General features: G+C 66.1%; 20 protein-coding genes. 11 read left to right on the forward strand and 9 right to left on the reverse strand.

Features of this window, described 5'->3' with window-relative positions:
- Positions 1 to 15 precede the first annotated feature (15 nt).
- The 4 genes from BVH01_RS03495 (at position 16) to BVH01_RS03510 (ending at position 3,542) form a co-directional block, all read left to right on the forward strand.
- Positions 16 to 768: a precorrin-2 C(20)-methyltransferase gene (locus tag BVH01_RS03495; RefSeq protein ID WP_075929142.1), complete on the forward strand. Its 753-nt coding sequence runs from the start codon at positions 16 to 18 to the stop codon at positions 766 to 768.
- Between the two features lie 162 nt (positions 769 to 930).
- Complete coding sequence (cobJ, locus tag BVH01_RS03500) at positions 931 to 2,589, forward strand: precorrin-3B C(17)-methyltransferase (protein WP_075928974.1); 1,659 nt, start codon at positions 931 to 933, stop codon at positions 2,587 to 2,589.
- 3 nt (positions 2,590 to 2,592) lie between these two features.
- Positions 2,593 to 2,922: a low molecular weight protein tyrosine phosphatase family protein gene (locus tag BVH01_RS03505; RefSeq protein WP_075928975.1), complete on the forward strand. Its 330-nt coding sequence runs from the start codon at positions 2,593 to 2,595 to the stop codon at positions 2,920 to 2,922.
- A gap of 110 nt (positions 2,923 to 3,032) precedes the next feature.
- The gene (locus BVH01_RS03510; RefSeq protein ID WP_075928976.1) at positions 3,033 to 3,542 is read left to right on the forward strand and encodes a hypothetical protein; all 510 of its coding nucleotides are present in this window, start codon (positions 3,033 to 3,035) and stop codon (positions 3,540 to 3,542) included.
- On the opposite strand, the gene BVH01_RS03515 is transcribed toward BVH01_RS03510, so the two are convergent.
- The 3 genes from BVH01_RS03515 to hemF form a co-directional block, all read right to left on the reverse strand.
- Positions 3,535 to 4,539 (reverse strand): Ldh family oxidoreductase, encoded by a 1,005-nt coding sequence (locus tag BVH01_RS03515; protein ID WP_075929143.1) that lies wholly within the window; start codon positions 4,537 to 4,539, stop codon positions 3,535 to 3,537. The two genes, BVH01_RS03510 and BVH01_RS03515, sit on opposite strands and share 8 nt — an antisense overlap.
- Before the next feature lie 130 nt (positions 4,540 to 4,669).
- A complete protein-coding gene (gene aroE, locus BVH01_RS03520) occupies positions 4,670 to 5,494 on the reverse strand; it encodes a shikimate dehydrogenase (protein ID WP_075928977.1) in 825 nt (274 codons plus the stop codon).
- A gap of 58 nt (positions 5,495 to 5,552) precedes the next feature.
- On the reverse strand, positions 5,553 to 6,473 hold the full coding sequence (hemF, locus tag BVH01_RS03525; protein ID WP_013789179.1) for an oxygen-dependent coproporphyrinogen oxidase: 921 nt from the start codon (positions 6,471 to 6,473) through the stop codon (positions 5,553 to 5,555).
- Between the two features lie 172 nt (positions 6,474 to 6,645).
- Here hemF and BVH01_RS03530 point away from each other — a divergent pair, with 172 nt between their 5' ends.
- On the forward strand, positions 6,646 to 7,623 hold the full coding sequence (locus BVH01_RS03530; protein WP_075928978.1) for an NADPH:quinone reductase: 978 nt from the start codon (positions 6,646 to 6,648) through the stop codon (positions 7,621 to 7,623).
- A gap of 306 nt (positions 7,624 to 7,929) precedes the next feature.
- Here the strand turns inward: BVH01_RS03530 and BVH01_RS03535 are convergent, their stop codons facing one another.
- The 3 genes from BVH01_RS03535 to BVH01_RS03545 form a co-directional block, all read right to left on the reverse strand.
- The gene (locus BVH01_RS03535; protein WP_075928979.1) at positions 7,930 to 8,487 is read right to left on the reverse strand and encodes an L-threonylcarbamoyladenylate synthase; all 558 of its coding nucleotides are present in this window, start codon (positions 8,485 to 8,487) and stop codon (positions 7,930 to 7,932) included.
- Between the two features lie 35 nt (positions 8,488 to 8,522).
- Positions 8,523 to 9,623 (reverse strand): DNA-processing protein DprA, encoded by a 1,101-nt coding sequence (gene dprA, locus BVH01_RS03540; protein WP_075928980.1) that lies wholly within the window; start codon positions 9,621 to 9,623, stop codon positions 8,523 to 8,525.
- 69 nt (positions 9,624 to 9,692) lie between these two features.
- Positions 9,693 to 10,727, reverse strand: a complete 1,035-nt coding sequence (locus BVH01_RS03545) for a LysM peptidoglycan-binding domain-containing protein (RefSeq protein ID WP_075928981.1) — start codon at positions 10,725 to 10,727, stop codon at positions 9,693 to 9,695.
- Between the two features lie 153 nt (positions 10,728 to 10,880).
- Here BVH01_RS03545 and def point away from each other — a divergent pair, with 153 nt between their 5' ends.
- The 5 genes from def to BVH01_RS03570 all read left to right on the forward strand — a co-directional run bounded on the left by def (position 10,881) and on the right by BVH01_RS03570 (position 15,411).
- Complete coding sequence (gene def, locus BVH01_RS03550) at positions 10,881 to 11,387, forward strand: peptide deformylase (protein WP_027904102.1); 507 nt, start codon at positions 10,881 to 10,883, stop codon at positions 11,385 to 11,387.
- A gap of 70 nt (positions 11,388 to 11,457) precedes the next feature.
- Complete coding sequence (fmt, locus tag BVH01_RS03555; protein WP_075928982.1) at positions 11,458 to 12,399, forward strand: methionyl-tRNA formyltransferase; 942 nt, start codon at positions 11,458 to 11,460, stop codon at positions 12,397 to 12,399.
- Entirely contained in the window at positions 12,396 to 13,712 is a 1,317-nt protein-coding gene (gene rsmB / locus BVH01_RS03560) for a 16S rRNA (cytosine(967)-C(5))-methyltransferase RsmB (protein ID WP_075928983.1), read from the forward strand. The genes fmt and rsmB overlap by 4 nt, the downstream gene beginning before the upstream one ends.
- Complete coding sequence (gene trkA, locus BVH01_RS03565; protein ID WP_013789171.1) at positions 13,709 to 15,082, forward strand: Trk system potassium transporter TrkA; 1,374 nt, start codon at positions 13,709 to 13,711, stop codon at positions 15,080 to 15,082. The genes rsmB and trkA overlap by 4 nt, the downstream gene beginning before the upstream one ends.
- Positions 15,083 to 15,093: 11 nt before the next feature.
- Entirely contained in the window at positions 15,094 to 15,411 is a 318-nt protein-coding gene (locus tag BVH01_RS03570) for a lipopolysaccharide assembly protein LapB (RefSeq protein WP_075928984.1), read from the forward strand.
- A 22-nt stretch (positions 15,412 to 15,433) separates the two neighbouring features.
- On the opposite strand, the gene BVH01_RS03575 is transcribed toward BVH01_RS03570, so the two are convergent.
- The gene (locus BVH01_RS03575; protein WP_075928985.1) at positions 15,434 to 16,333 is read right to left on the reverse strand and encodes a LysR family transcriptional regulator; all 900 of its coding nucleotides are present in this window, start codon (positions 16,331 to 16,333) and stop codon (positions 15,434 to 15,436) included.
- Positions 16,334 to 16,506: 173 nt separating this feature from the next.
- Here BVH01_RS03575 and BVH01_RS03580 point away from each other — a divergent pair, with 173 nt between their 5' ends.
- Positions 16,507 to 17,796 carry an MFS transporter gene (locus BVH01_RS03580; RefSeq protein WP_075928986.1) on the forward strand — a complete coding sequence of 430 codons (1,290 nt, stop codon included), beginning with the start codon at positions 16,507 to 16,509 and terminating at the stop codon, positions 17,794 to 17,796.
- A gap of 69 nt (positions 17,797 to 17,865) precedes the next feature.
- On the opposite strand, the gene BVH01_RS03585 is transcribed toward BVH01_RS03580, so the two are convergent.
- Together BVH01_RS03585 and BVH01_RS03590 are read right to left on the reverse strand one after the other, a co-directional pair.
- Complete coding sequence (locus BVH01_RS03585) at positions 17,866 to 18,516, reverse strand: 7-cyano-7-deazaguanine/7-aminomethyl-7-deazaguanine transporter (protein WP_075928987.1); 651 nt, start codon at positions 18,514 to 18,516, stop codon at positions 17,866 to 17,868.
- A 302-nt stretch (positions 18,517 to 18,818) separates the two neighbouring features.
- A complete protein-coding gene (locus BVH01_RS03590) occupies positions 18,819 to 19,322 on the reverse strand; it encodes a C40 family peptidase (protein ID WP_371915582.1) in 504 nt (167 codons plus the stop codon).
- Between the last annotated feature and the right edge of the window lie 5 nt (positions 19,323 to 19,327).

Genomic DNA, 19,327 nt, shown 5'->3' on the forward strand with positions numbered 1-19,327 from the left:
ATTGACCTCCCCGGTATGGACCGCCACGGCAAGGGCCGCCTGCTCGGCCTGGGCGTTGGCCCCGGCGACCCGGAACTGATCACCCTCAAGGCCCTGCGGCTGCTCAAGTCGGCGCCGGTGGTCGGCTATTTCGTGGCCAAGGCCAAGGCCAACGTCGGCCAGGGCGGCAATGCCTTCGGCATCATCGAGGCGCACCTGCAAGACAGCCAGCAACGCCTGCCGCTGGTCTACCCGGTAACCACCGAAAAACTCGAGCCGCCACTGACCTACGAAGGCGTGATCAGCGATTTCTACGACACCTGCGCGGTGCAGATCGCCGAACACCTGGACGCCGGTCGCGACGTGGCGGTGATCTGCGAGGGCGACCCGTTCTTCTACGGCTCCTACATGTACCTGCACGACCGCCTGGCCGAGCGTTACGAGGCCGAGGTGATCCCCGGCGTCTGCTCGATGCTCGGCAGCGCCGCGGTGCTCGGCGTACCCCTGGTGTACCGCAACCAGAGCCTGTCGGTGCTCTCCGGCGTGCTGCCCGAAGACGAGTTGCGCGAGCGCCTGCGTGATGCCGAAGCCGCCGTGGTGATGAAACTCGGCCGCAACTTCGAGAAAGTCCGCCGTGTGCTGGAAGATCTCGGCCTGCACGACCGTGCTCATTACGTGGAACGGGCGACCATGGCCAACCAGCGCATCGTGCCGCTCGATGAAGTCGAGCCGATGGCTTCGCCGTATTTTTCGATGATCGTGGTGCCGGGCATCAAGTGGCGCGGTTGAGCGAACACGACAGGCTTGTCGGAGCCCCGGCCTCGGGGCGAATCGATGGTGGCTGCAACGCCGTTTGCGCGTTGCCCGTGCCATTCGCCGCGGGGTCGCGGCTCCTACAGGCTCTACTTCACCGCGGCATGCACCGTGCTCGCCATGAACAGTGAAACTTCAATGACTTCCTCCCCCGCCATCGTCATCCTCGGCTCCTCCGCCCTGGCCACCGCCCGGCGCATCCAGGCGCTTTATCCACAGGCGCTGATCCATGGTCTGCGCGATCGGGTCGAGGCCGATGCGGCCTATGACGACTTCGGCGACACCCTACGCGGCCTGTATCGCAGTGGCACGCCGATCATCGCCCTGTGCGCCGCCGGTATCGTCATTCGCAGCCTGGCGCCGCTGCTCGCCAGCAAGGGCGCCGAGCCGCCGGTACTGGCCGTGGCCGAAGACGGCAGCGCCGTGGTGCCGCTGCTGGGCGGCCTGGGTGGCGTCAACCGTATGGCCCGGGAGATCGCGGCAAGCCTGCAGGTCAGCGCCGCAATCACCACCAGCGGTGAGCTGCGCTTCGGCACCTGCCTGCTCGACCCGCCGAGCGGCTATGCCCTGGCCGATCTGGAACAGGGCAAGCGCTTCGTTTCCGACCTGCTCGGCGGCGAAAACCTGCGCATCGACGGTGATGCGTCCTGGCTGGATCAGAGCAAGCTGCCGTTGGCCGAAGATGGTCGCCGGACGCTGCATATCACGCCTCTACAACGCGCCGCCCGGCCGGACGAGCTGCTGATCCATCCGCGCAGCCTGCTGGTGCGCGTCGAGGGCACTGAAGATCTGCCGGCGCGTGTCCAACAATTGCTCGAGCGTTCGGGCCTGGCGGCCAAGGCCCTGGCCGCCCTGCTCGCACCCACCGCGCTGATGACCGACAAGGCGCTGGCCGACGCGGCCCGTGAACTGAACGTGGCGCTGCGCTTCATCACACCGGATACCGCGCTGCCGGCGGTCATCGCACAGCACGACGGCCTGCAGGTGCTGCAGGCGCAGTCGCCGGCCGCTGCCCAGGCCATCGGCCGCCCCCGCGGGCGCCTGAGCGTGATCGGCCTCGGCCCGGGCGCGGCGGAACACATGACACCCGCCGTACGCCGCGCCCTGGATGAAGCCCAGGATCTGCTCGGTTACGAAACCTACGTGCGCATGGCCGAACCACTGCGTGATGATCAGGTGCGCCATTGCAGTGACAATCGCGAGGAGCTGCAGCGCGCGCGGCACGCCTTCGAGCTGGCAGCCAGCGGCCGCCGGGTGGTGGTTGTTTCCTCTGGCGACCCTGGCGTGTTCGCCATGGCGGCGGCGGTGCTGGAAGCACTCGAAGAGGCCGAGGCGCCGGCCAGTTGGCACGCCGTCGAGCTGCAAGTGCTGCCCGGCGTCTCCGCGGCCCTGGCCACCGCTGCCAAGGCCGGAGCGCCGCTGGGCCACGATTTCTGCCTGATCTCCCTGTCGGATAACCTAAAACCCTGGACGGTGATCGAGAGCCGTCTCGACCACGCCGGCACCGCGGACCTCGCCATGGCCTTCTACAACCCGATCTCCAAGGCGCGCCCCTGGCAGCTCGGCCGCGCCCTGGAAATCGTCCGCACCCATCGCACGCCGGAAACCGTGGTGGTACTGGGCCGCGACATCGGCCGCCCTGCCGAAGCGCTGCGGGTGGTCAGCCTTGGCGAGCTGACGCCGGAGATGGTCGACATGCGCACCCTGGTGATCATCGGCTCCAGCCAGACCCGGCGCTTGCCCCGTGGCGACGGCGGCGAATGGGTGTACACGCCACGCAGTTATCCACAGCCGTAACCGATGACCAATATCCTGTTCATTTGCAGCCGCAACCAGTGGCGCAGCCCCACTGCCGAGACGCTCTGGCGCAAACGCCCAGGGCTCAGCGTGCGCTCGGCCGGCACCAGCCCGAAGGCCCGCCGAACGGTAAGCGCCGGCGACATCCAGTGGGCCGACGTGGTGATCGTCATGGAGCACAAGCACAAGAGCCGGCTGATGGCGGACTTCAATCGGCTGCTGACCCACAAGCCCCTGCACGTGCTGGATATACCGGACGAGTACCGCTACATGGACGCCGAGCTGGTGCAGATGCTCGAGACGAGCGTCGCCGCCTGCCTGGGCCTCGACTGAGCGACCTTTACAGGGTCTTTACATCGGCCTGACGGCACCTTGCACAGGCGTCCGGATAATCGATGCTGCCCCGCCATCTGGCCGGGCCATCGCATTCTCTGGAGCCCATGATGAACGCCCGACTCCCTCGCCTCGCGGTTGCCGCCTTGCTGCTCTCGCTTTCCGTCAATGCCCTGGCTGGCCCTGGTGGGCCAGGTGGGCCAGGTGGCGGTCCGGGCTGGCGCGGCGGCCCAGGCCCAGGTTGGGGCGGCCCCGGGCCGCGGCATGGTCACGGTCTGCCAGATCATGCCCGCGAGCTGTGGATAGGCAGTGCGCTGTACTTCGTTGCCGCCGGCAGCTACTACATGTGGAACGCCGACCGCCGCCAGTACATCGTGGTCGAGGCGCCGCCAGTGATCCGCGCGGCACCCACCGCTAACTACGACGTGATCGCCTACCCGGCCCGTGGCCAGAACGCCGACCTGCAGGCCCGCGACCGCTACGAGTGCCACAGCTGGGCAGTCAGCCAGAGCGGCTTCGACCCGGCCACTGCCTACAGCGCGCCGCCGGTCAACGCCAGCGACACTTACCGGCGCGCACTGGGCGCCTGCCTGAGCGGGCGCGGCTACAGCATCAACTGAGCAGCGCCTTGAGATCGTCGTAGAGCGCCTGGGGAATCTGCACGCCTTCGCTTAGGCTGCGATCCCGGGCGTCGTAACGGCGCTGGGAGGGCAGTCGCGCGCCCTGCCCTTCGATACCCTCGAACAGGGCCTCGGCCCGGGCCAGGTGCGCGTCGGCCGCAGCGCCGAGAAAGCGCTGCGGATCGAGGGCGATGATCAGCTCGCCATGGTAGGGCGACGACTTGCTGCCGGCGTCGTAGGCCAGCGACTCTGCACTGGTCAGGTCGCCGATCAGCGGCCCGGCGATCAGCTCCACCATGGCCGCCAGCGCCGAGCCCTTGTGCCCGCCGAAGGTCAGCATGGCGCCGTTCATCACCGCTTCGGCACTGGTGCTGGGCTGGCCGCTGGCATCGATGCCCCAGCCTTCGGGAATCGGCTTGCCGGCGCGGCGATGCAGCTCGATGTCACCGCGGGCGATGGCGCTGGTGGCGAAGTCGAAGATGAACGGGTGCTTGCCGGTACGCGGCCAGCCGAACGCAATGGGGTTGGTGCCGAAGATCGGCTTGCTGCCGCCAGCCGGCGCGACCCAGGCGTGGCTGGGGTTACAGGCCAGAGCGACGAGGCCGAGTTCGGTGAGCTGTTCGATCTCCACCCACAGCGCGGAGAAATGCACGCAGCGGTTGATCGCCAAGGCGGCGATGCCATTGGCCCTGGCCTTGTTGGCCAGAACCGGTAAACCGGCCTGGAACGCCAGTTGCGAGAAGCCACCGCGGGCATCGACGCGGACGATCGACGGCGCCTGGTCGATCACCTCCGGCTCGGCATCGGCGACCACCTTGCCGGCCTTCAGCGAACTGACGCAGCCCAGTATCCGGTACAAACCATGGGACGCGCAGCCATCGCGCTCGCCGGCCACCACGGTGGCGGTCACCGCCTGGGCCTGGGCCTCGCTGAAACCGGCATGGCGCAGGATGGACAGCGATAGCGTGCGGGCTTCGTCCAGGGTCAGTCGAATCATCGTGGGCTCCTTGGGCAGGTAGGCGTTCAGCGGCATATGCCGACCTTATACACTGGCGCCGCGGCCGCCCACTGGCTTGATCGCTTTGCCCCACGGCGTTGCCGATTTCGGCACAGCCGCGCGGTCGGGGTCAGCCGGCCGTCAGTTGCCGGCGCAACTCGGCGAGCACCGGGGCGCTGTCCGGGCGCACGCCGCGCCACAGGTGGAAGGCCTCCACGGCCTGCTCGACCAGCATGCCGAGGCCATCCAGGGTACGCGCGGCGCCCTGCTCCGCGGCCCAGCGATTGAACGCCGTGGGGCCGGCGCCGTACATCATGTCGTAGCAACAGGTATGGCCGGGCTGGATCAGGCTGGCGGAGATCGGCGGCAACTCGCCGGCCAGGCTGGCCGAGGTGCCGTTGACGATCAGGTCCACCGGCGCGTCGATCCAATCGAAGCCGCTGGCCACCACCGGGCCGAGATCGGCGAACTGGCGGGCCAGTTGCTCGGCCTTTTCCACCGTGCGGTTGGCGATAACCAGGGTTTGCGGCTGCTGCGCCAGGAAGGGTTCGAGAATGCCGCGCACCGCGCCACCGGCGCCGAGCAGCAGGATACGCTTGCCGCGCAGCTCAATGCCGGCGTTCACGGTCAGGTCGCGCACCAGGCCAGCGCCGTCGGTGTTGTCACCGAGCAGGCTGCCGTCGTCGAGCTTCTTCAGGGTATTCACCGCACCGGCGCGGCGGGCGCGCTCGGTCAGGCTGTCGGCCAAGGCGAATGCCTGCTCCTTGAACGGCACCGTGACGTTGCCGCCCAGGCCCTGAACGAAGAAAGCGCGGGCATAGCCCTCGAAATCCTCCAGCGGCGCCAGCAGCGCCTCGTAGCTGAGCTGCTGACCAGTCTGTTCGGCGAACAGCCGGTGGATCAGCGGCGACTTGCTGTGGCCGATGGGGTTGCCGAATACACCGTAGCGATCCATTGAAGTTTCCGCCGGTAAAAGCCAAAAGCGGCAAGCCTGCAGCTTTTGGCGGCGCGCTTCAAGCCTGCTGCAGGCCGAGCCAGTCGCGGTCGGTCAGGAAGTACTCGGTCAGGCGCGCTTCCTCGCTGCCCGGTTCCGGCTTCCAGTCATAGCCCCAACGCACCTGCGGCGGCAGCGACATGAGGATCGACTCGGTGCGCCCGCCCGACTGCAGGCCGAACAACGTGCCGCGGTCGAACACCAGGTTGAATTCCACGTAGCGGCCACGGCGATACTCCTGGAATTCGCGTTGCGCCGGCGTGTAAGGCGTGGCCTTGCGGCGTTGCACGATGGGCAGGTAAGCGTCGATGTAGGCGTCGCCGATGGCGCGGATGAAGGCGAAGCAGGTGTCGAAACCCCATTCGTTGAGGTCGTCGAAGAACAACCCGCCGATGCCCCGTGGCTCGCCGCGGTGCTTGAGGTGAAAGTAACGGTCGCACCAGGCCTTGTAGCGCGGGTAGACGTCGGCACCGAAAGGCGCACAGGCCTGCTCGGCGACGCGGTGCCAGTGCACGCAGTCCTCCTCGCTGCCGTAGTAAGGCGTCAGGTCGAAGCCGCCACCGAACCACCACACCGGCTCCTCGCCTTCCTTCTCGGCGCTGAAGAAGCGCACGTTGGCGTGGGACGTGGGCACGTGCGGGTTGTGCGGGTGGATGACCAGCGACACGCCGAGGGCCTGGAAGCCACGACCGGCCAGCTCTGGGCGATGGGCGCTGGCCGACGGCGGCAGGTTTTCGCCGAACACGTGGGAGAAGTTGACGCCGCCCTTTTCGATCACCGCACCGTCACCGATCACCCGCGTACGCCCGCCACCGCCACCCGGACGCTGCCAGGCGTCTTCGACGAAGCTGGCCTGGCCATCCTCGTTTTGCAGGGCGGCGCAGATACGGTCTTGCAGGTCGAGCAGGTAGGCCTTCACGGCCTCGGTCTGGTCACTCACGGGCTTACCCTGGTTGCGGCGAAATCGGCGGCTAGCATAGCACCCGGTATCCGCGCTCCGCAGTTGACGCCGGTCAACGAGAGGTGCGACGTTCAGCCGCTGAGCAAAATCGCTTCAACCCCGTGGGGAACTCGGGGTCTATTGCACTCACTCTTCAAACAGGAGCAAGACGATGGCCAAACGCATCCAGTTCAGCCGCCACGGTGGCCCCGAGGTACTCGAATACGTCGACTACCAACCCGCCGCTCCCGGCCCGCACGAGGTGCGTGTGCATAACCAGGCCATCGGCCTCAACTTCATCGACACCTATTTCCGCAGCGGCCTGTACGCGCCGCCCTCGCTGCCCTCCAGCCTGGGCACCGAAGGCGCCGGTTTCGTCGACGCCATCGGCTCAGAAGTCAAAGGCCTGCAAGTCGGTGACCGCGTCGCCTACGCCACCGGCCCGCTGGGCGGCTATAGCGAGCTGCACGTGCTGCCGGCAGAGAAACTGGTCAAGCTGCCTGACGCCATCAGTTTCGAGCAGGCCGCGGCGGTGATGCTCAAGGGCCTGACCGTTCAGTACCTGCTGCGCCAGACCGCCGACCTGAAGAGCGGCGACATCATCCTGTTCCATGCCGCCGCCGGTGGTGTCGGCTCCTTCGCCTGCCAGTGGGCCAAGGCCCTGGGCGTCAAGCTGATCGGCACCGTGAGTTCGGCGAAAAAGGCCGAGTACGCCAAGCAAAAAGGCGCCTGGGCGACCATCGACTACAGCCATGAGAACGTCGCCCAGCGCGTGCTGGAACTCACCGACGGCAAGAAATGCCCGGTGGTCTACGACGGCGTCGGCAAGGACACCTGGGAAACCTCGCTCGACTGCGTGGCGCCACGTGGCCTGTTGGTCAGCTTCGGCAACGCCTCGGGCGCGGTCACCGGCGTCAATCTGGGCATCCTCTCGCAAAAGGGCTCGCTGTACGTCACCCGCCCGACCCTGGCCAGCTACGCCGACACCCCGGAGCGCCTGCAGAAGATGGCCGACGAACTGTTCGGCATGATCGCCAAGGGCAAACTCGACGTGGAAATCGCCGGGCGCTACCCGCTTAGCGAAGCCGCCACCGCCCAGACGCTGCTCAGCGAGCGCAAGACCACGGGCTCGACGATTCTGTTGCCGTAAGTCGGGGCGCTATTCGCTGCCTTTGCGTTTTCTCTACCGCGAAAGGTGGCGAGCTTTTGTTGGGGATGGACGGGCGCAGTGGTGGATCGGTGAAGCGTGATCCACCCTACGGTTGCTTTCGTTTTGTAGAGGTTTACCTCTATCGGCCGGAAAGTGGCGGAAGCAGCCTTTTGTAGGGTGGACCGGGTCGCGTAGACGACGCTTCACCTACGCGGCCCGACCCGTCCACTGATCTGCGATCGCAATGGTGGATGAAAAGAGCGTCATCCACCCTACCTAGAGAGCGGCTGCTCTTGCCTTCAAGCATCAGGCAGGCCGGCGCACGTCACCAGTCACCAAATCTCGAATCACGCTGGGATTGCGCCGCCCGCCCAGGGCGCCACCCAGCACCGCATCCAGTTGCCTCGGGAAATACTGCTCGACCCGCAACCGCGAGCGCGCCGCCGGGCGGCCGGCGGGATTGGCCGAGGTCGATACCAGCGGCCCGGTCAGCGCACAGAGCTCACGCACCCGCGGATGATCACTGACCCTCAGGGCCACGGTATCGTGCTGACCGGTGATCCACTGCGGCAGGCGATTCTGGTGCGGCACCAGCCAGGTATTCGGGCCGGGCCAGGTGCTGGCCAGCCGATCCTGCCAGGCCTCGGGCAGGTCTTCGAGCAGGAAGTCGAACTGGCGAATGGTATCGGCCACCAGAATCAGCCCCTTGTGCACGGGCCGCTCTTTCAGGGCCAGCAGCCGGTCCACGGCCATCTCGTCCCATGGGTCGCACCCCAGCCCCCAGACCGCCTCGGTCGGGTAGGCGATCACACCACCGGCGCGCACCACGCGCGCTGCCTGCTGAACCTGCCAACTGGTGACCATGCATATCTCCGCCGAAAAACACTCGGCGCAGTGTATTACGGCTTGCGGCCCACCCAAAGCCCGGCTTCGCAGGCGACCAGGCCGTCGAGCTCCAGCTCGGTCAGTGCCGCCAGCACCTCGGGCAGCGGCCAGCCCGCGGCATGGGCCAGGGCTTCGCTGCTATGGGGCGCGGCGTACAACAACGCCAGCAGAGGATGGGTGGCCGTTGGCGACGCGGCACTGGCCTGCTCGACCGCGGGCATCTGGTGCCAACCGCGCAGGGCTTCGAGAATATGCTCGATGCTTTCCACCAGCGTGGCGCCGTCGCGGATCAGCTGGTGGCAGCCCTTGGCACCGGGGTGGTGAATGGAGCCGGGAATCGCGTACACCTCTCGGCCCTGCTCGGCGGCCAGGCGTGCGGTGATCAGCGAGCCGCTCGACGGGCTGGCTTCGACCACCAGAACGCCCAGCGACAGGCCCGAAATGATTCTGTTACGGCGAGGGAAATTGGCAGCCTGGGGCGGACTGTCCAGCGGCAACTCCGACACCAGTGCCCCACCGCGCTCGACGATGTCGCGGGCCAGGCGCTTGTGGCGCGCCGGGTACAGGCACTGCAATCCGGTGCCGAGCACCGCCACGGTATGCCCTTCGGCATCCAGGGCGCCCTGGTGGGCTGCACCATCGATGCCCAACGCCAGCCCGCTGGTGACCACGAAACCACCACGCGCCAGGCTCCGCGCGAAACTGTGGGCGGTGTCCAGTCCTGGCCGCGAGGCCCGGCGGCTGCCGACCATGGCCAATTGCGGCCGCTCCAGGAGGCTCGCATCGCCGGCCACGAAAAGCAGTGGTGGCGCATCGGCAAGTTCCGCCAGCAGGGCCGGATAACCCGGCTCGTCCCACATCACCAGGTGCTGGCTGGGCGCCTGCAACCACTCGAGGGCCAAGCGTGCCCGCTCACGAATCTCGGGGCTGCGCCGCGCTTCGCTGCAGGCCAGCGGCAGGCCGAGCGAACGCCAGGCGCTGGCCGGGGCACTGAGGGCGGCCGACGCACTGTCGAAGGCGCTGAGCAATTTTTGGAAGCGCCTGGGCCCCAGTTCCGGTAGACAATGCAGGCGCAGGCGGGCTTCGAGTTCGGCGGGGGAATGGCAGGTCGACATGGCGGATCGATCCGTGATCGAAAGCCCTATCGAATAGCACAAGCCCCGCATCGGCGGGGCTTGCAGGTGTTACGGGTTACGTACCTTGTCCATCACCGCCAGTTGCCTGGAGGCATTGAGGATCATGCCGTAGCTGAGCTTCTCGTAGGTGCGGAACACCATCAACAGGCCAGCGCGCTCGTCCGGGATCTTCACCGACTCACCGGTGACCCGGTCGCGTACCGTTTCGCCAGTCTTGTAGACGGCCAGTACGTTGCCGATTTCCAGGCCGTCGCGGATGCCCTTGTTCAGGGTGACCACGTCGAACTGGCCGATCTGGCTCACACCGCGCGGCACGTCGAGGATCAGGCCCTTGATCTCGGTTTTCGGCTCGCTGGGCATGAAGGTCGAATTGATCGCGCGTTCCTCGGTGGGGAACAGGCGGTCGCCGTTGCGCACTTCCTGGGTGGTGCGGGTCAGGTTGAGGGTACCTACGCCCTCTTCCTCGGCGACGATTTCGCCACCGCCGATATCATCGGCGTTGATGCCCAGAAACTCCTTGGTTTCCGGGTCGGTGTAGGTCTTGCCCTGGCGGAAGATGCCGTACACCGGCGCGGCCGGGTCGAAGCTGCCGCGGGCATAGACGCGGTCGCCAGCGCCGCTGACCACACGCTCGGCATTGCCGGCGACGATGTACGGAGCGCCCTGGAACTGTTCCGGGGAGTCGACGATGCGGTTCTTGAGCAGGAAGCTGTTGATCGCCTCCAGCGGGATGGTGGGGATGGCCTCGGCCATCGGCGTGCTACGCACCTTCGGCGACAGCTTGATGGTGCCGCGCGATTCACCGCGACCCAGCATCAGGCGGGGCTGACCGTCGATGTAGACCAGGCTGAGCACATCGCCGGGGTAGATCAGGTGCGGGTTCTGGACCTGCGGGTTGGCGTGCCAGATCTCTGGCCACTTCCAGGGCTGACGCAGAAACTTGCCAGAGATATCCCACAGGGTATCGCCCTTCACGACCGTATAGCGGTCGGGGTGGCCTTCCTTGAGCTGCACCTCGGCCATCCCGGTCTGCGCCAGGCTGCTCGCGCCGACCAGCAGCAGGGCGAGTAGTGATTTCCTCATGCGGTGAATCCCTTTATGATGTGCCTTCGCGTGAAGCGCCCTAGCGCTGCGACAGAGCCCAGTAAATCCGCGGCTTGACGCCGTTTTTTGAATGCTTGCGTCATCTTAGCAGCGGATTTTGAATTTATTCCACAAGTGCATCACAAACGCATTATGGCGATTTTAAACATTCTCGAATTTCCTGATCCGCGCCTGCGCACCATCGCCAAGCCGGTGGATGTGGTCGACGACGCCCTGCGTCAACTGATCGACGACATGTTCGAAACCATGTACGACGCCCCCGGAATCGGCCTCGCCGCCACCCAGGTGAATGTGCACAAGCGCGTGGTAGTGATGGATCTGTCCGAAGACAAGAGCGAGCCGCTGGTCTTCATCAACCCCACCTTCGAGTCGCTGACCGAGGAGATGGACCAGTATCAGGAAGGCTGCCTGTCGGTGCCCGGTTTCTACGAAAACGTGGATCGCCCGCAGAAGGTGAAGATCAACGCCCTGGATCGCGACGGCAAGCCGTTCGAGATGATCGCCGAGGGCCTACTCGCCGTGTGCATCCAGCACGAGTGCGACCACCTCAACGGCAAGCTGTTCGTCGACTACCTGTCCACGCTCAAGCGCGACCGCATCAAGAAGAAGCTGGAAAAGCAGCACCGCCAGCAGGCCTGATCGGGCCTTCAACAAAGGCTTGCCGCGGCAAGCCTTTTGTTTTTCCAGCACCCAGTCAAAGCGAGACCCCATGACCGAAGCTCTGCGTATCGTATTCGCCGGCACCCCGGAATTCGCCGCCGCCCACCTCAAGGCGCTGCTCGGCACCGACCACCAGATCGTCGCCGTGTACACCCAGCCGGATCGCCCAGCCGGCCGTGGCCAGAAGCTGATGCCCAGCCCGGTCAAACAGCTCGCTGTGGAAAACTTCATTCCCGTATTGCAGCCGCCTAGCCTCAAGGATGCCGCCGCTCAGGCCGAACTGGCGGCGCTGCAGCCGGACTTGCTGGTGGTGGTCGCCTACGGCCTGATCCTGCCCCAGGCGGTGCTGGATATCCCGCGTTTCGGCTGCATCAACAGCCATGCCTCGCTGCTGCCGCGCTGGCGCGGTGCGGCGCCCATCCAGCGTGCCGTACAGGCTGGCGATGCCGAAAGCGGCGTGACCGTGATGCAGATGGAAGCCGGCCTGGACACCGGGCCGATGCTGCTCAAGGTGCGCACGCCGATCACCGCCGAAGACACCGGCGGCAGCCTGCACGATCGCCTGGCCGAACTAGGCCCGCCGGCGGTGATCGAGGCCATCGCGGGTCTCGCCAGCGGCACCCTGATGGGTGAAGCGCAGGACGACGCCCAGGCCAACTACGCCCACAAGCTCAACAAGGATGAGGCGCGCATCGACTGGAGCCGCCCGGCCGATGAGCTGGAACGATTGATCCGCGCCTTCAATCCCTGGCCAATCTGCCACAGCACGCTCAACGAGGCGCCGCTCAAGGTGCTGGCCGGGCGTATCGGCGAAGGCCAGGGCCAGCCCGGGGAAATTCTCGCCGCCAGCAAGGACGGCCTGACCGTCGCCTGCGGCAGCGGCGCCCTGCTGCTCACCCGCCTGCAATTGCCCGGCGGCAAGGCGCTGAACTTCAGCGATCTGTACAACAGCCGCCGCGAGCAGTTCGCCGTCGGCACGGTGCTGGCATGAGCCCCAGGCTGGCCGCGGCCCGCGCCCTGGCCGCGGTGCTCGACGGCAAGGCGTCGCTGGGCACCAGCCTGCCGCCGCTGCTCGACAAGGTCGAAGCCCGCGACCGCGGCCTCGCCCAGGATCTGGCCTTTGGCGCCGCACGCTGGCAGCCACGCCTCGAACTGATCGCCGCCAAGCTGTTGCGTAAGCCTTTCAAGGATGGCGACCGCGACCTCGAAGCCCTGCTGCTGGTCGGCCTCTACCAGCTGTTCTACACGCGCATCCCCGCCCACGCGGCAATTGGCGAGACGGTCGGCTGCGTCGACAAGCTGAAGAAGACCTCGGCCAAGGGCCTACTCAACGCCGTACTGCGCAACGCCCAGCGTGAGGGCGACAGCCTGATCCAGGAACTGGATCGCGACCCGGTGCTGCACACCGCCCATCCACGCTGGTTGCAGAAGCAGCTCAAGGCCTTCTGGCCCGAGCATTGGCAGGCCATCTGCGCCGCCAACAACGCCCATCCGCCGTTGATCCTGCGGGTCAACCGCCGCCACGGCAGCCGCGATGACTATCTGGCGCGGCTGCGTCAGGTCGGTTTCGAGGCCGAACCCTGTGAGTTCAGCCGCGACGGCATCCGCCTCTTGCAAGCCTGCGACGTCACCCTGCTGCCGGGTTTCGCCGAGGGCCACGTGAGCGTGCAGGACGAAGCCGCGCAACTGGCCGCCGACCTGCTGCAACTGGCGCCCGGCCAGCGCGTGCTGGATGCCTGCGCAGCGCCCGGCGGCAAGACCTGCCATTTGCTGGAAGCCGAGCCGGCGCTGAGCGAAGTGGTCGCCGTGGACCTGGAGGCCAAGCGCCTGGCGCGGGTACGCGAAAACCTCGATCGTCTGGGGCTCGAGGCCACCCTGATCGCCGCCGATGGCCGCGACACCGCCGCCTGGTGGGACGGCAAGCCATTCCAGCGCATTCTGCTCGATGCGCCCTGCTCGGCCACCGGCGTGATCCGCCGCCACCCGGACATCAAGCTGACCCGCAAGGCCGATGACATTCCGGCGCTGGCCACGCTGCAGGGCGAACTGCTCGACGCCATGTGGCCGACACTGGAGGTCGGCGGCATCCTGCTGTACGCCACCTGCTCGACGCTGCCGACGGAAAACACCGAGGTCATCGACGCCTTCCTGGCGCGCACGCCCGGCGCCCGCGAACTGGACATCGCCGGCCCGTTCGGCCTCAAGCAGCCCCATGGCCGCCAGTTGCTCGCCCAGCAGGACGGCCATGATGGTTTCTACTATGCCAAGTTGATCAAGATCGCAGCCGCTGGAGCAACCCGATGAAGATCATCATCCTCGGCGCCGGCCAGGTCGGCGGCACCCTGGCCGAGCACCTGGCCAGCGAGGCCAACGACATCACCGTGGTGGACACCGACGGTGATCGTCTGCGCGCCCTCGGCGACCGCCTCGACATCCGCACCGTGCAGGGCAAGGGTTCGTTTCCGACCGTACTGCGCCAGGCCGGCGCCGACGATGCCGACATGCTGGTGGCGGTGACCAACAGCGACGAAGTCAACATGATCGCCTGCCAGGTGGCCTACACCCTGTTCCATACCCCGACGCGCATCGCTCGGGTACGCGAGGCAGCCTATCTGACCCGCGAGGCGCTGTTCGACAACGAAGCCATTCCGGTCGACGTGCTGATCAGCCCCGAGCAGGTGGTGACCAACTACATCAAGCGCCTGATCGAATACCCCGGCGCCCTGCAGGTGATCGACTTCGCCGAGGGCAAGGCCCAGCTGGTCGGCGTCAAGGCCTATTACGGCGGCCCGCTGGTCGGCCAGCAGCTCAAGCAGATCCGCCAGCACATGCCCAAGGTCGATACCCGGGTGGCGGCGATCTTCCGCCGCGACCGGGCGATCATGCCCCAGGGCGATACGGTGATCGAAGCCGACGACGAAGTATTCTTCATCGCCGCCAAGGCGGACATCCGCGCGGTGATGAGCGAAATGCGCCGGGTCGAGAACGAATACAAGCGGGTGGTGATCGCTGGCGGCGGGCATATCGGCGAGCGTCTGGCCGAAGCCATCGAAAGCCGCTACCAGGTGAAGATCATCGAGATGAATCCGGCGCGCTGCCGCTACCTCTCCGAGAACCTGGAAAGCACCATCGTGCTGCAGGGCAGCTCGTCGGACCGCGACCTGCTGGTGGAAGAGAACATCAAGGACGCCGACATCTTCCTGGCCCTGACCAACGACGACGAAGCCAACATCATGTCGTCGCTGCTGGCCAAGCGCCTGGGCGCGCGCAAGGTGATGACGCTGATCAACAACCCGGCCTACGTCGACCTGATCCAGGGCGGCGAGATCGACATCGCCATCAGCCCGCAGCTGGCCACCATCGGCAGCCTGCTGACCCACGTGCGCCGCGGCGACATCGAGAGCGTGCACTCGCTGCGCCGGGGCGCCGCCGAAGCCATCGAGGCCATCGCCCACGGCGATGCGCGCTCGAGCAAGGTGGTCGGCAAGGCGATCAAGGACATCTCGTTGCCGCCGGGCACCACCATCGGCGCGATCATCCGCGACGAAGAAGTGCTGATCGCCCACGACGTGACGGTGATCGAGTCCGGCGACCACGTGATCCTGTTCCTGATGGACAAGAAGCACATCCGCGATGTGGAACGGCTGTTCCAGGTCGGCCTGACCTTCTTCTAGGGGAGCCTTTCATGACCACCGACGCACTGGAAAAGATGCTGGCCAAGGGTGTGGATAACTCACTGCTGCGCTTCGGCCTGGGCAAGGGTTACCTGGATGCCGGCGATGCCAGCAAGGCTGCCGAACACCTGCAACGCTGCGTCGAACAAGACCCGCAGTATTCGGCGGCGTGGAAGCTGCTCGGCAAGGCCCTTCAATCTGCCGGTAACCCGGACGCTGCCCGCAACGCCTGGCAGAGCGGCCTGCAGGCGGCGCAGGCCAAGGGTGACAAGCAGGCGGAAAAGGAAATGTCGGTATTTCTGCGTAAGCTGGATAAAGCCGCTCAATAAGCCGTAGTCCGGATCACCAAGGCTACTTTAGGGCCTGCACCTCGCGGGTCAGCAGATCGATGAAGGCCTGGGCCAGGGGCGAACGTTCCTGGCGACGTTTGACCAGCCACACCGCGGTGGTGGCGTCGGTATCGGTCAGGGTGCGAAACACCACCCCGTCGATACGAATACGCCGAAACGACGCCGGCAACACCGAAACCCCAAGCCCCGCGGCCACCAGGCCGATGATGGTCAGCGCCTCGTGGGCCTCCTGGGTGATGCGCGGCGTGAAACCGGCCTGGCGGGCCAGGCTGAACAGCTGGGCATACAGGCCGGTGCCGTAGCTACGTGGAAAGAACACGAACGGCTGGTCGGCCAGTTCGGCCAGCGCCAGCCCGCCGTTGTGTTCGCCCGCCAGCGGATGCCCGGCATGCAGCAGCGCCACCAGCGGCTCGCGGAGCAACTCCACGGCATCCAGCTCGCCCGGCAGCTCCAGCGGGCGGATCATGCCGATCTGCAGCTTCTTTTCCACCAGCGCCTGGCAGACCTGGCTGCTGGTCATCTCCTGCAGGTCCAGGTGCACCGCCGGAAACGCCTGGCGAAAGGCGAACACCGCCCGCGGAATGATCGACACGAAGGGCGCCGAGGCGGTGAAGCCGATCTGCAGCTCGCCGATTTCGCCCTGTTCGGCGCGGCGCACCACGTCCACCGACTTGCTGACCTGGGCCAGGGTCTGCCGCGTCTCCTCGAGAAATAGCCGCCCGGCATCGGTGAGCGCCACGTGGCGGTTGCTACGCTCGAACAGGCGAACCCCGAGTTCCTGCTCCAACGCCTGGATCTGCTGGCTCAGCGGCGGTTGGGAGATGCCCAGCAGGTCGGCGGCCCGGCCAAAGTGCAACTCCTCGGCAACCGCCACGAAATAGCGCAGATGACGCAGTTCCATGTTCGCTCCAATAGGTCGGAAAACGTATCGATCGTGTCGAATATTATATTGGAAAGAACTTGCTGGCCTACTTATCCTTGTGACCATTCCCAATAACAACAACCACCCGTGCCGGCATTCGCCTGTGCATGCGGCGGCGCTTCGCCTGGGAATCGAGTGTTAAAGAGGTCGTAATGAGTCAGCCTGTTCCCCACGCATCGGACGAGTGCGTCAGCACCCAAAATGAGGACCCTGCTCCCCGCAGCGCTCCACTGGAGCCCGTTTATATCCAGAAGGGCACCCGCGCCTTTCTGCGCACCATTCTCGCCATGTGCAGCGGCGGTTTCGCCACCTTCGCGCTGCTCTATTGCGTACAGCCGATGATGCCGATGCTGGCGCAGCAGTTCGATCTGAGCGCCGCACAAAGCAGCCTGATCCTTTCCGTGTCCACCATCACCCTCGCTCTGGGTCTGTTGATAACCGGGCCGCTGTCCGATGCGCTCGGCCGCAAGCCAGTGATGGTCGTGTCGCTGCTCGCCGCCGCCTTGTTCACCGTGGGCAGTGCACTGATGCCGACCTGGGAAGGCGTGCTGGTGATGCGCGCTTTGGTCGGCCTGGCGCTCAGCGGCTTGGCCGCCGTGGCCATGAGCTACCTGAGCGAGGAAATCGATCCGCTGCACCTGGGCCTGGCCATGGGCGTGTATATAGGCGGCAACGCCATCGGAGGCATGAGCGGGCGTCTGCTCAGCGGCGTATTGGTGGACTTCATGTCCTGGCACGCAGTGCTCGGCACCCTGGGTGGCCTAGGCCTTCTGGCCGGCGCCGCGTTCTGGCGCCTGCTGCCCGAGTCACGCAACTTCCGCCCCCGCTCGCTGCGCCCGCGCAGCCTGCTGCAGGGTTACACCCTGCAATTTCGGGATGCCGGCCTGCCGTGGCTGTTCCTCCAGGGCTTCCTGCTGATGGGCGCCTTCGTGACCCTGTTCAACTACATCGGTTACCGGCTGATCGAGGCGCCGTTCAAGCTCGACCAGACCAGCATCGGCCTGCTGTCGATCGTTTACCTGTCGGGTATCTACAGCTCGGCGCAGATCGGCGCGCTGGCCGACAAGCTGGGCCGTCGCAAGGTGCTCTGGGCGGTGATCGGCCTGATGCTGGGCGGCCTGGTGCTGACCCTGTTCGACGTGTTGCCGGTGATCCTGGTCGGCATGCTGCTGTTCACCTTCGGCTTCTTCGGCGCCCACTCGGTGTCGAGCAGCTGGATCGGTCGGCGCGCCACCCAGGCCAAGGGCCAGGCGTCGTCGCTGTACCTGTTCTGCTACTACCTGGGCTCTAGTGTCGCCGGCACCCTAGGCGGGGTGTTCTGGCAGGCTGGCGGCTGGGACGGCCTGGGCCTGTTCATCGGCTCGTTGTTGCTGATCTCCCTGGCGGTGGCGCTGCACCTGTCGCGCCTGCAGGCATTGCCCATAGCGGTGGCGTCGCGCTAGGCCAGCCGATCGCACCATGAAAACGCCGGATTCCCGCGAGGGGATCCGGCGTTTTCGTTCAGGCCTGCTTCAGTTCATTACGGTGCGCTGAGGTAACCGCCGTACGATGGCGCCAAGCAACATGCCGTACAGCGGCACGAACAGCGCCAGGCTAACCGCCAGCTTGATCACGTAGTCGACCACGGCGATCTCCACCCAGTTGGCGGACATGAACGGGTCACTGCTCTGCCAGAAGGCGATGGAGAAGAACGCCAGGGTGTCCATGGCCTGGCCGAACACGCTCGACGCGGCCGGGGCGACCCACCATTGCTTGAGCTGGCGCAGGCGGTCGAATACCTGGATGTCGAGCAGCTGGCCGAGCACATAGGCAAGGAAGCTGGCCAGGGCGATGCGGAACACGAACAGATTGAATTCGCCCAGCGCTGCCAGACCGCCGAACGCGCCCTCATGAAAAAGCACGGAAACGATGTAGGACGCGATCAACGCCGGCACCATCACCCGGGCGATGACCGCGCGCGCGGCGTGCTTGCCGATCAGCCGCACGGTGAGGTCGGTAGCCAGGAAGATGAATGGAAAGCTGAACGCGCCCCAGGTGGTGTGCCAGCCGAACAGGGTGATCGGCAGTTGCACCAGGTAATTACTGGCGATGATGATCAGGATGTGAAACGCGATCAGCGCAGCCAATATGGCGCGGCTGACCGAGGCGAGGAGCAGGGTCATGGGACGTCCTTTTTCGTGAAATGGGGTTAGGGAACCCATTGCCGCAGCCGACATGGCGGCGAGCGGCGCGCAGTGTACTGCCTGCACCCTTGCCGGAACAGCCCGTCCGGCGGATGGCGAGCCTTTGGCTGGTGATGCTTGAAGGCAGAAACGGACGGTAAGGTGGATCGGGGCGCGTAAGCGACGCTCCTTTCATCCACCCTTGCGATCACGGGCGGTGGACGGGTCGGGCCGCGTAGGTGAAGCGTCGTCCACCCTACAAATGTCCGCTTCCGCCACGCCACTGTCGCTTCGCCGATCCCTCAGCCATTGCTGGCCAGCTGCGTATCTTCCGGCATCACCCGGCGAGCCAGCTGGAAGTGCTTTTTCCAGTAACCGTCGCTGAGCTTGTCGATGCGCACGTTGGTGCCGCGGCGTGGCGCGTGAATGAAGCGGTCGTTACCCAGGTAGATGGCCACGTGGTCGACACCGCGCCCACGGATACGGAAGAACAGCAGGTCACCTGGCTCGAGATCACCCTTGGCCACCTTGGGACCATCCACGCGGGAGAGCGCGCGGGAGGTACGGGGCAGATCGAGGTCATCGACCTTCTTGAACGCATAGTTGACCAGGCCGCTGCAGTCGAAACCATGTTCGAGGCTGGTGCCGCCCCAGCGGTACGGCGTGCCCAGCGCGGTCAGCGCCCGGTTGACCACGGCCTGGGAAGAGTTCGGATCGACCTTGGCGGGTGCGACGACACGGCTGCTGCCGTCCTGCATGTGAACCCGGAAGCTGGCGGATGCGTTTCCAGCTGCAGCACATAACAGGGTGC

It is taken from the genome of Pseudomonas sp. PA1(2017), from assembly GCF_001945375.1.
Taxonomy (GTDB): Bacteria; Pseudomonadota; Gammaproteobacteria; order Pseudomonadales; family Pseudomonadaceae; genus Aquipseudomonas.

Bases quoted from the DNA above. Each gene is read 5' to 3' on its own strand.
- BVH01_RS03545 (WP_075928981.1), bottom strand. From the start codon at position 10,727: ATGAGGAAATCACTACTCGCCCTGCTGCTGGTCGGCGCGAGCAGCCTG.
- dprA (WP_075928980.1), bottom strand. From the start codon at position 9,623: ATGTCGACCTGCCATTCCCCCGCCGAACTCGAAGCCCGCCTGCGCCTG.
- BVH01_RS03580 (WP_075928986.1), top strand. From the start codon at position 16,507: ATGAGTCAGCCTGTTCCCCACGCATCGGACGAGTGCGTCAGCACCCAA.
- BVH01_RS03505 (WP_075928975.1), top strand. From the start codon at position 2,593: ATGACCAATATCCTGTTCATTTGCAGCCGCAACCAGTGGCGCAGCCCC.
- BVH01_RS03495 (WP_075929142.1), top strand. From the start codon at position 16: ATGGACCGCCACGGCAAGGGCCGCCTGCTCGGCCTGGGCGTTGGCCCC.
- BVH01_RS03575 (WP_075928985.1), bottom strand. From the start codon at position 16,333: ATGGAACTGCGTCATCTGCGCTATTTCGTGGCGGTTGCCGAGGAGTTG.
- rsmB (WP_075928983.1), top strand. From the start codon at position 12,396: ATGAGCCCCAGGCTGGCCGCGGCCCGCGCCCTGGCCGCGGTGCTCGAC.
- BVH01_RS03510 (WP_075928976.1), top strand. From the start codon at position 3,033: ATGAACGCCCGACTCCCTCGCCTCGCGGTTGCCGCCTTGCTGCTCTCG.
- aroE (WP_075928977.1), bottom strand. From the start codon at position 5,494: ATGGATCGCTACGGTGTATTCGGCAACCCCATCGGCCACAGCAAGTCG.
- BVH01_RS03515 (WP_075929143.1), bottom strand. From the start codon at position 4,539: ATGATTCGACTGACCCTGGACGAAGCCCGCACGCTATCGCTGTCCATC.
- BVH01_RS03570 (WP_075928984.1), top strand. From the start codon at position 15,094: ATGACCACCGACGCACTGGAAAAGATGCTGGCCAAGGGTGTGGATAAC.
- cobJ (WP_075928974.1), top strand. From the start codon at position 931: ATGACTTCCTCCCCCGCCATCGTCATCCTCGGCTCCTCCGCCCTGGCC.
- BVH01_RS03585 (WP_075928987.1), bottom strand. From the start codon at position 18,516: ATGACCCTGCTCCTCGCCTCGGTCAGCCGCGCCATATTGGCTGCGCTG.
- BVH01_RS03530 (WP_075928978.1), top strand. From the start codon at position 6,646: ATGGCCAAACGCATCCAGTTCAGCCGCCACGGTGGCCCCGAGGTACTC.
- fmt (WP_075928982.1), top strand. From the start codon at position 11,458: ATGACCGAAGCTCTGCGTATCGTATTCGCCGGCACCCCGGAATTCGCC.
- def (WP_027904102.1), top strand. From the start codon at position 10,881: ATGGCGATTTTAAACATTCTCGAATTTCCTGATCCGCGCCTGCGCACC.
- BVH01_RS03535 (WP_075928979.1), bottom strand. From the start codon at position 8,487: ATGGTCACCAGTTGGCAGGTTCAGCAGGCAGCGCGCGTGGTGCGCGCC.
- trkA (WP_013789171.1), top strand. From the start codon at position 13,709: ATGAAGATCATCATCCTCGGCGCCGGCCAGGTCGGCGGCACCCTGGCC.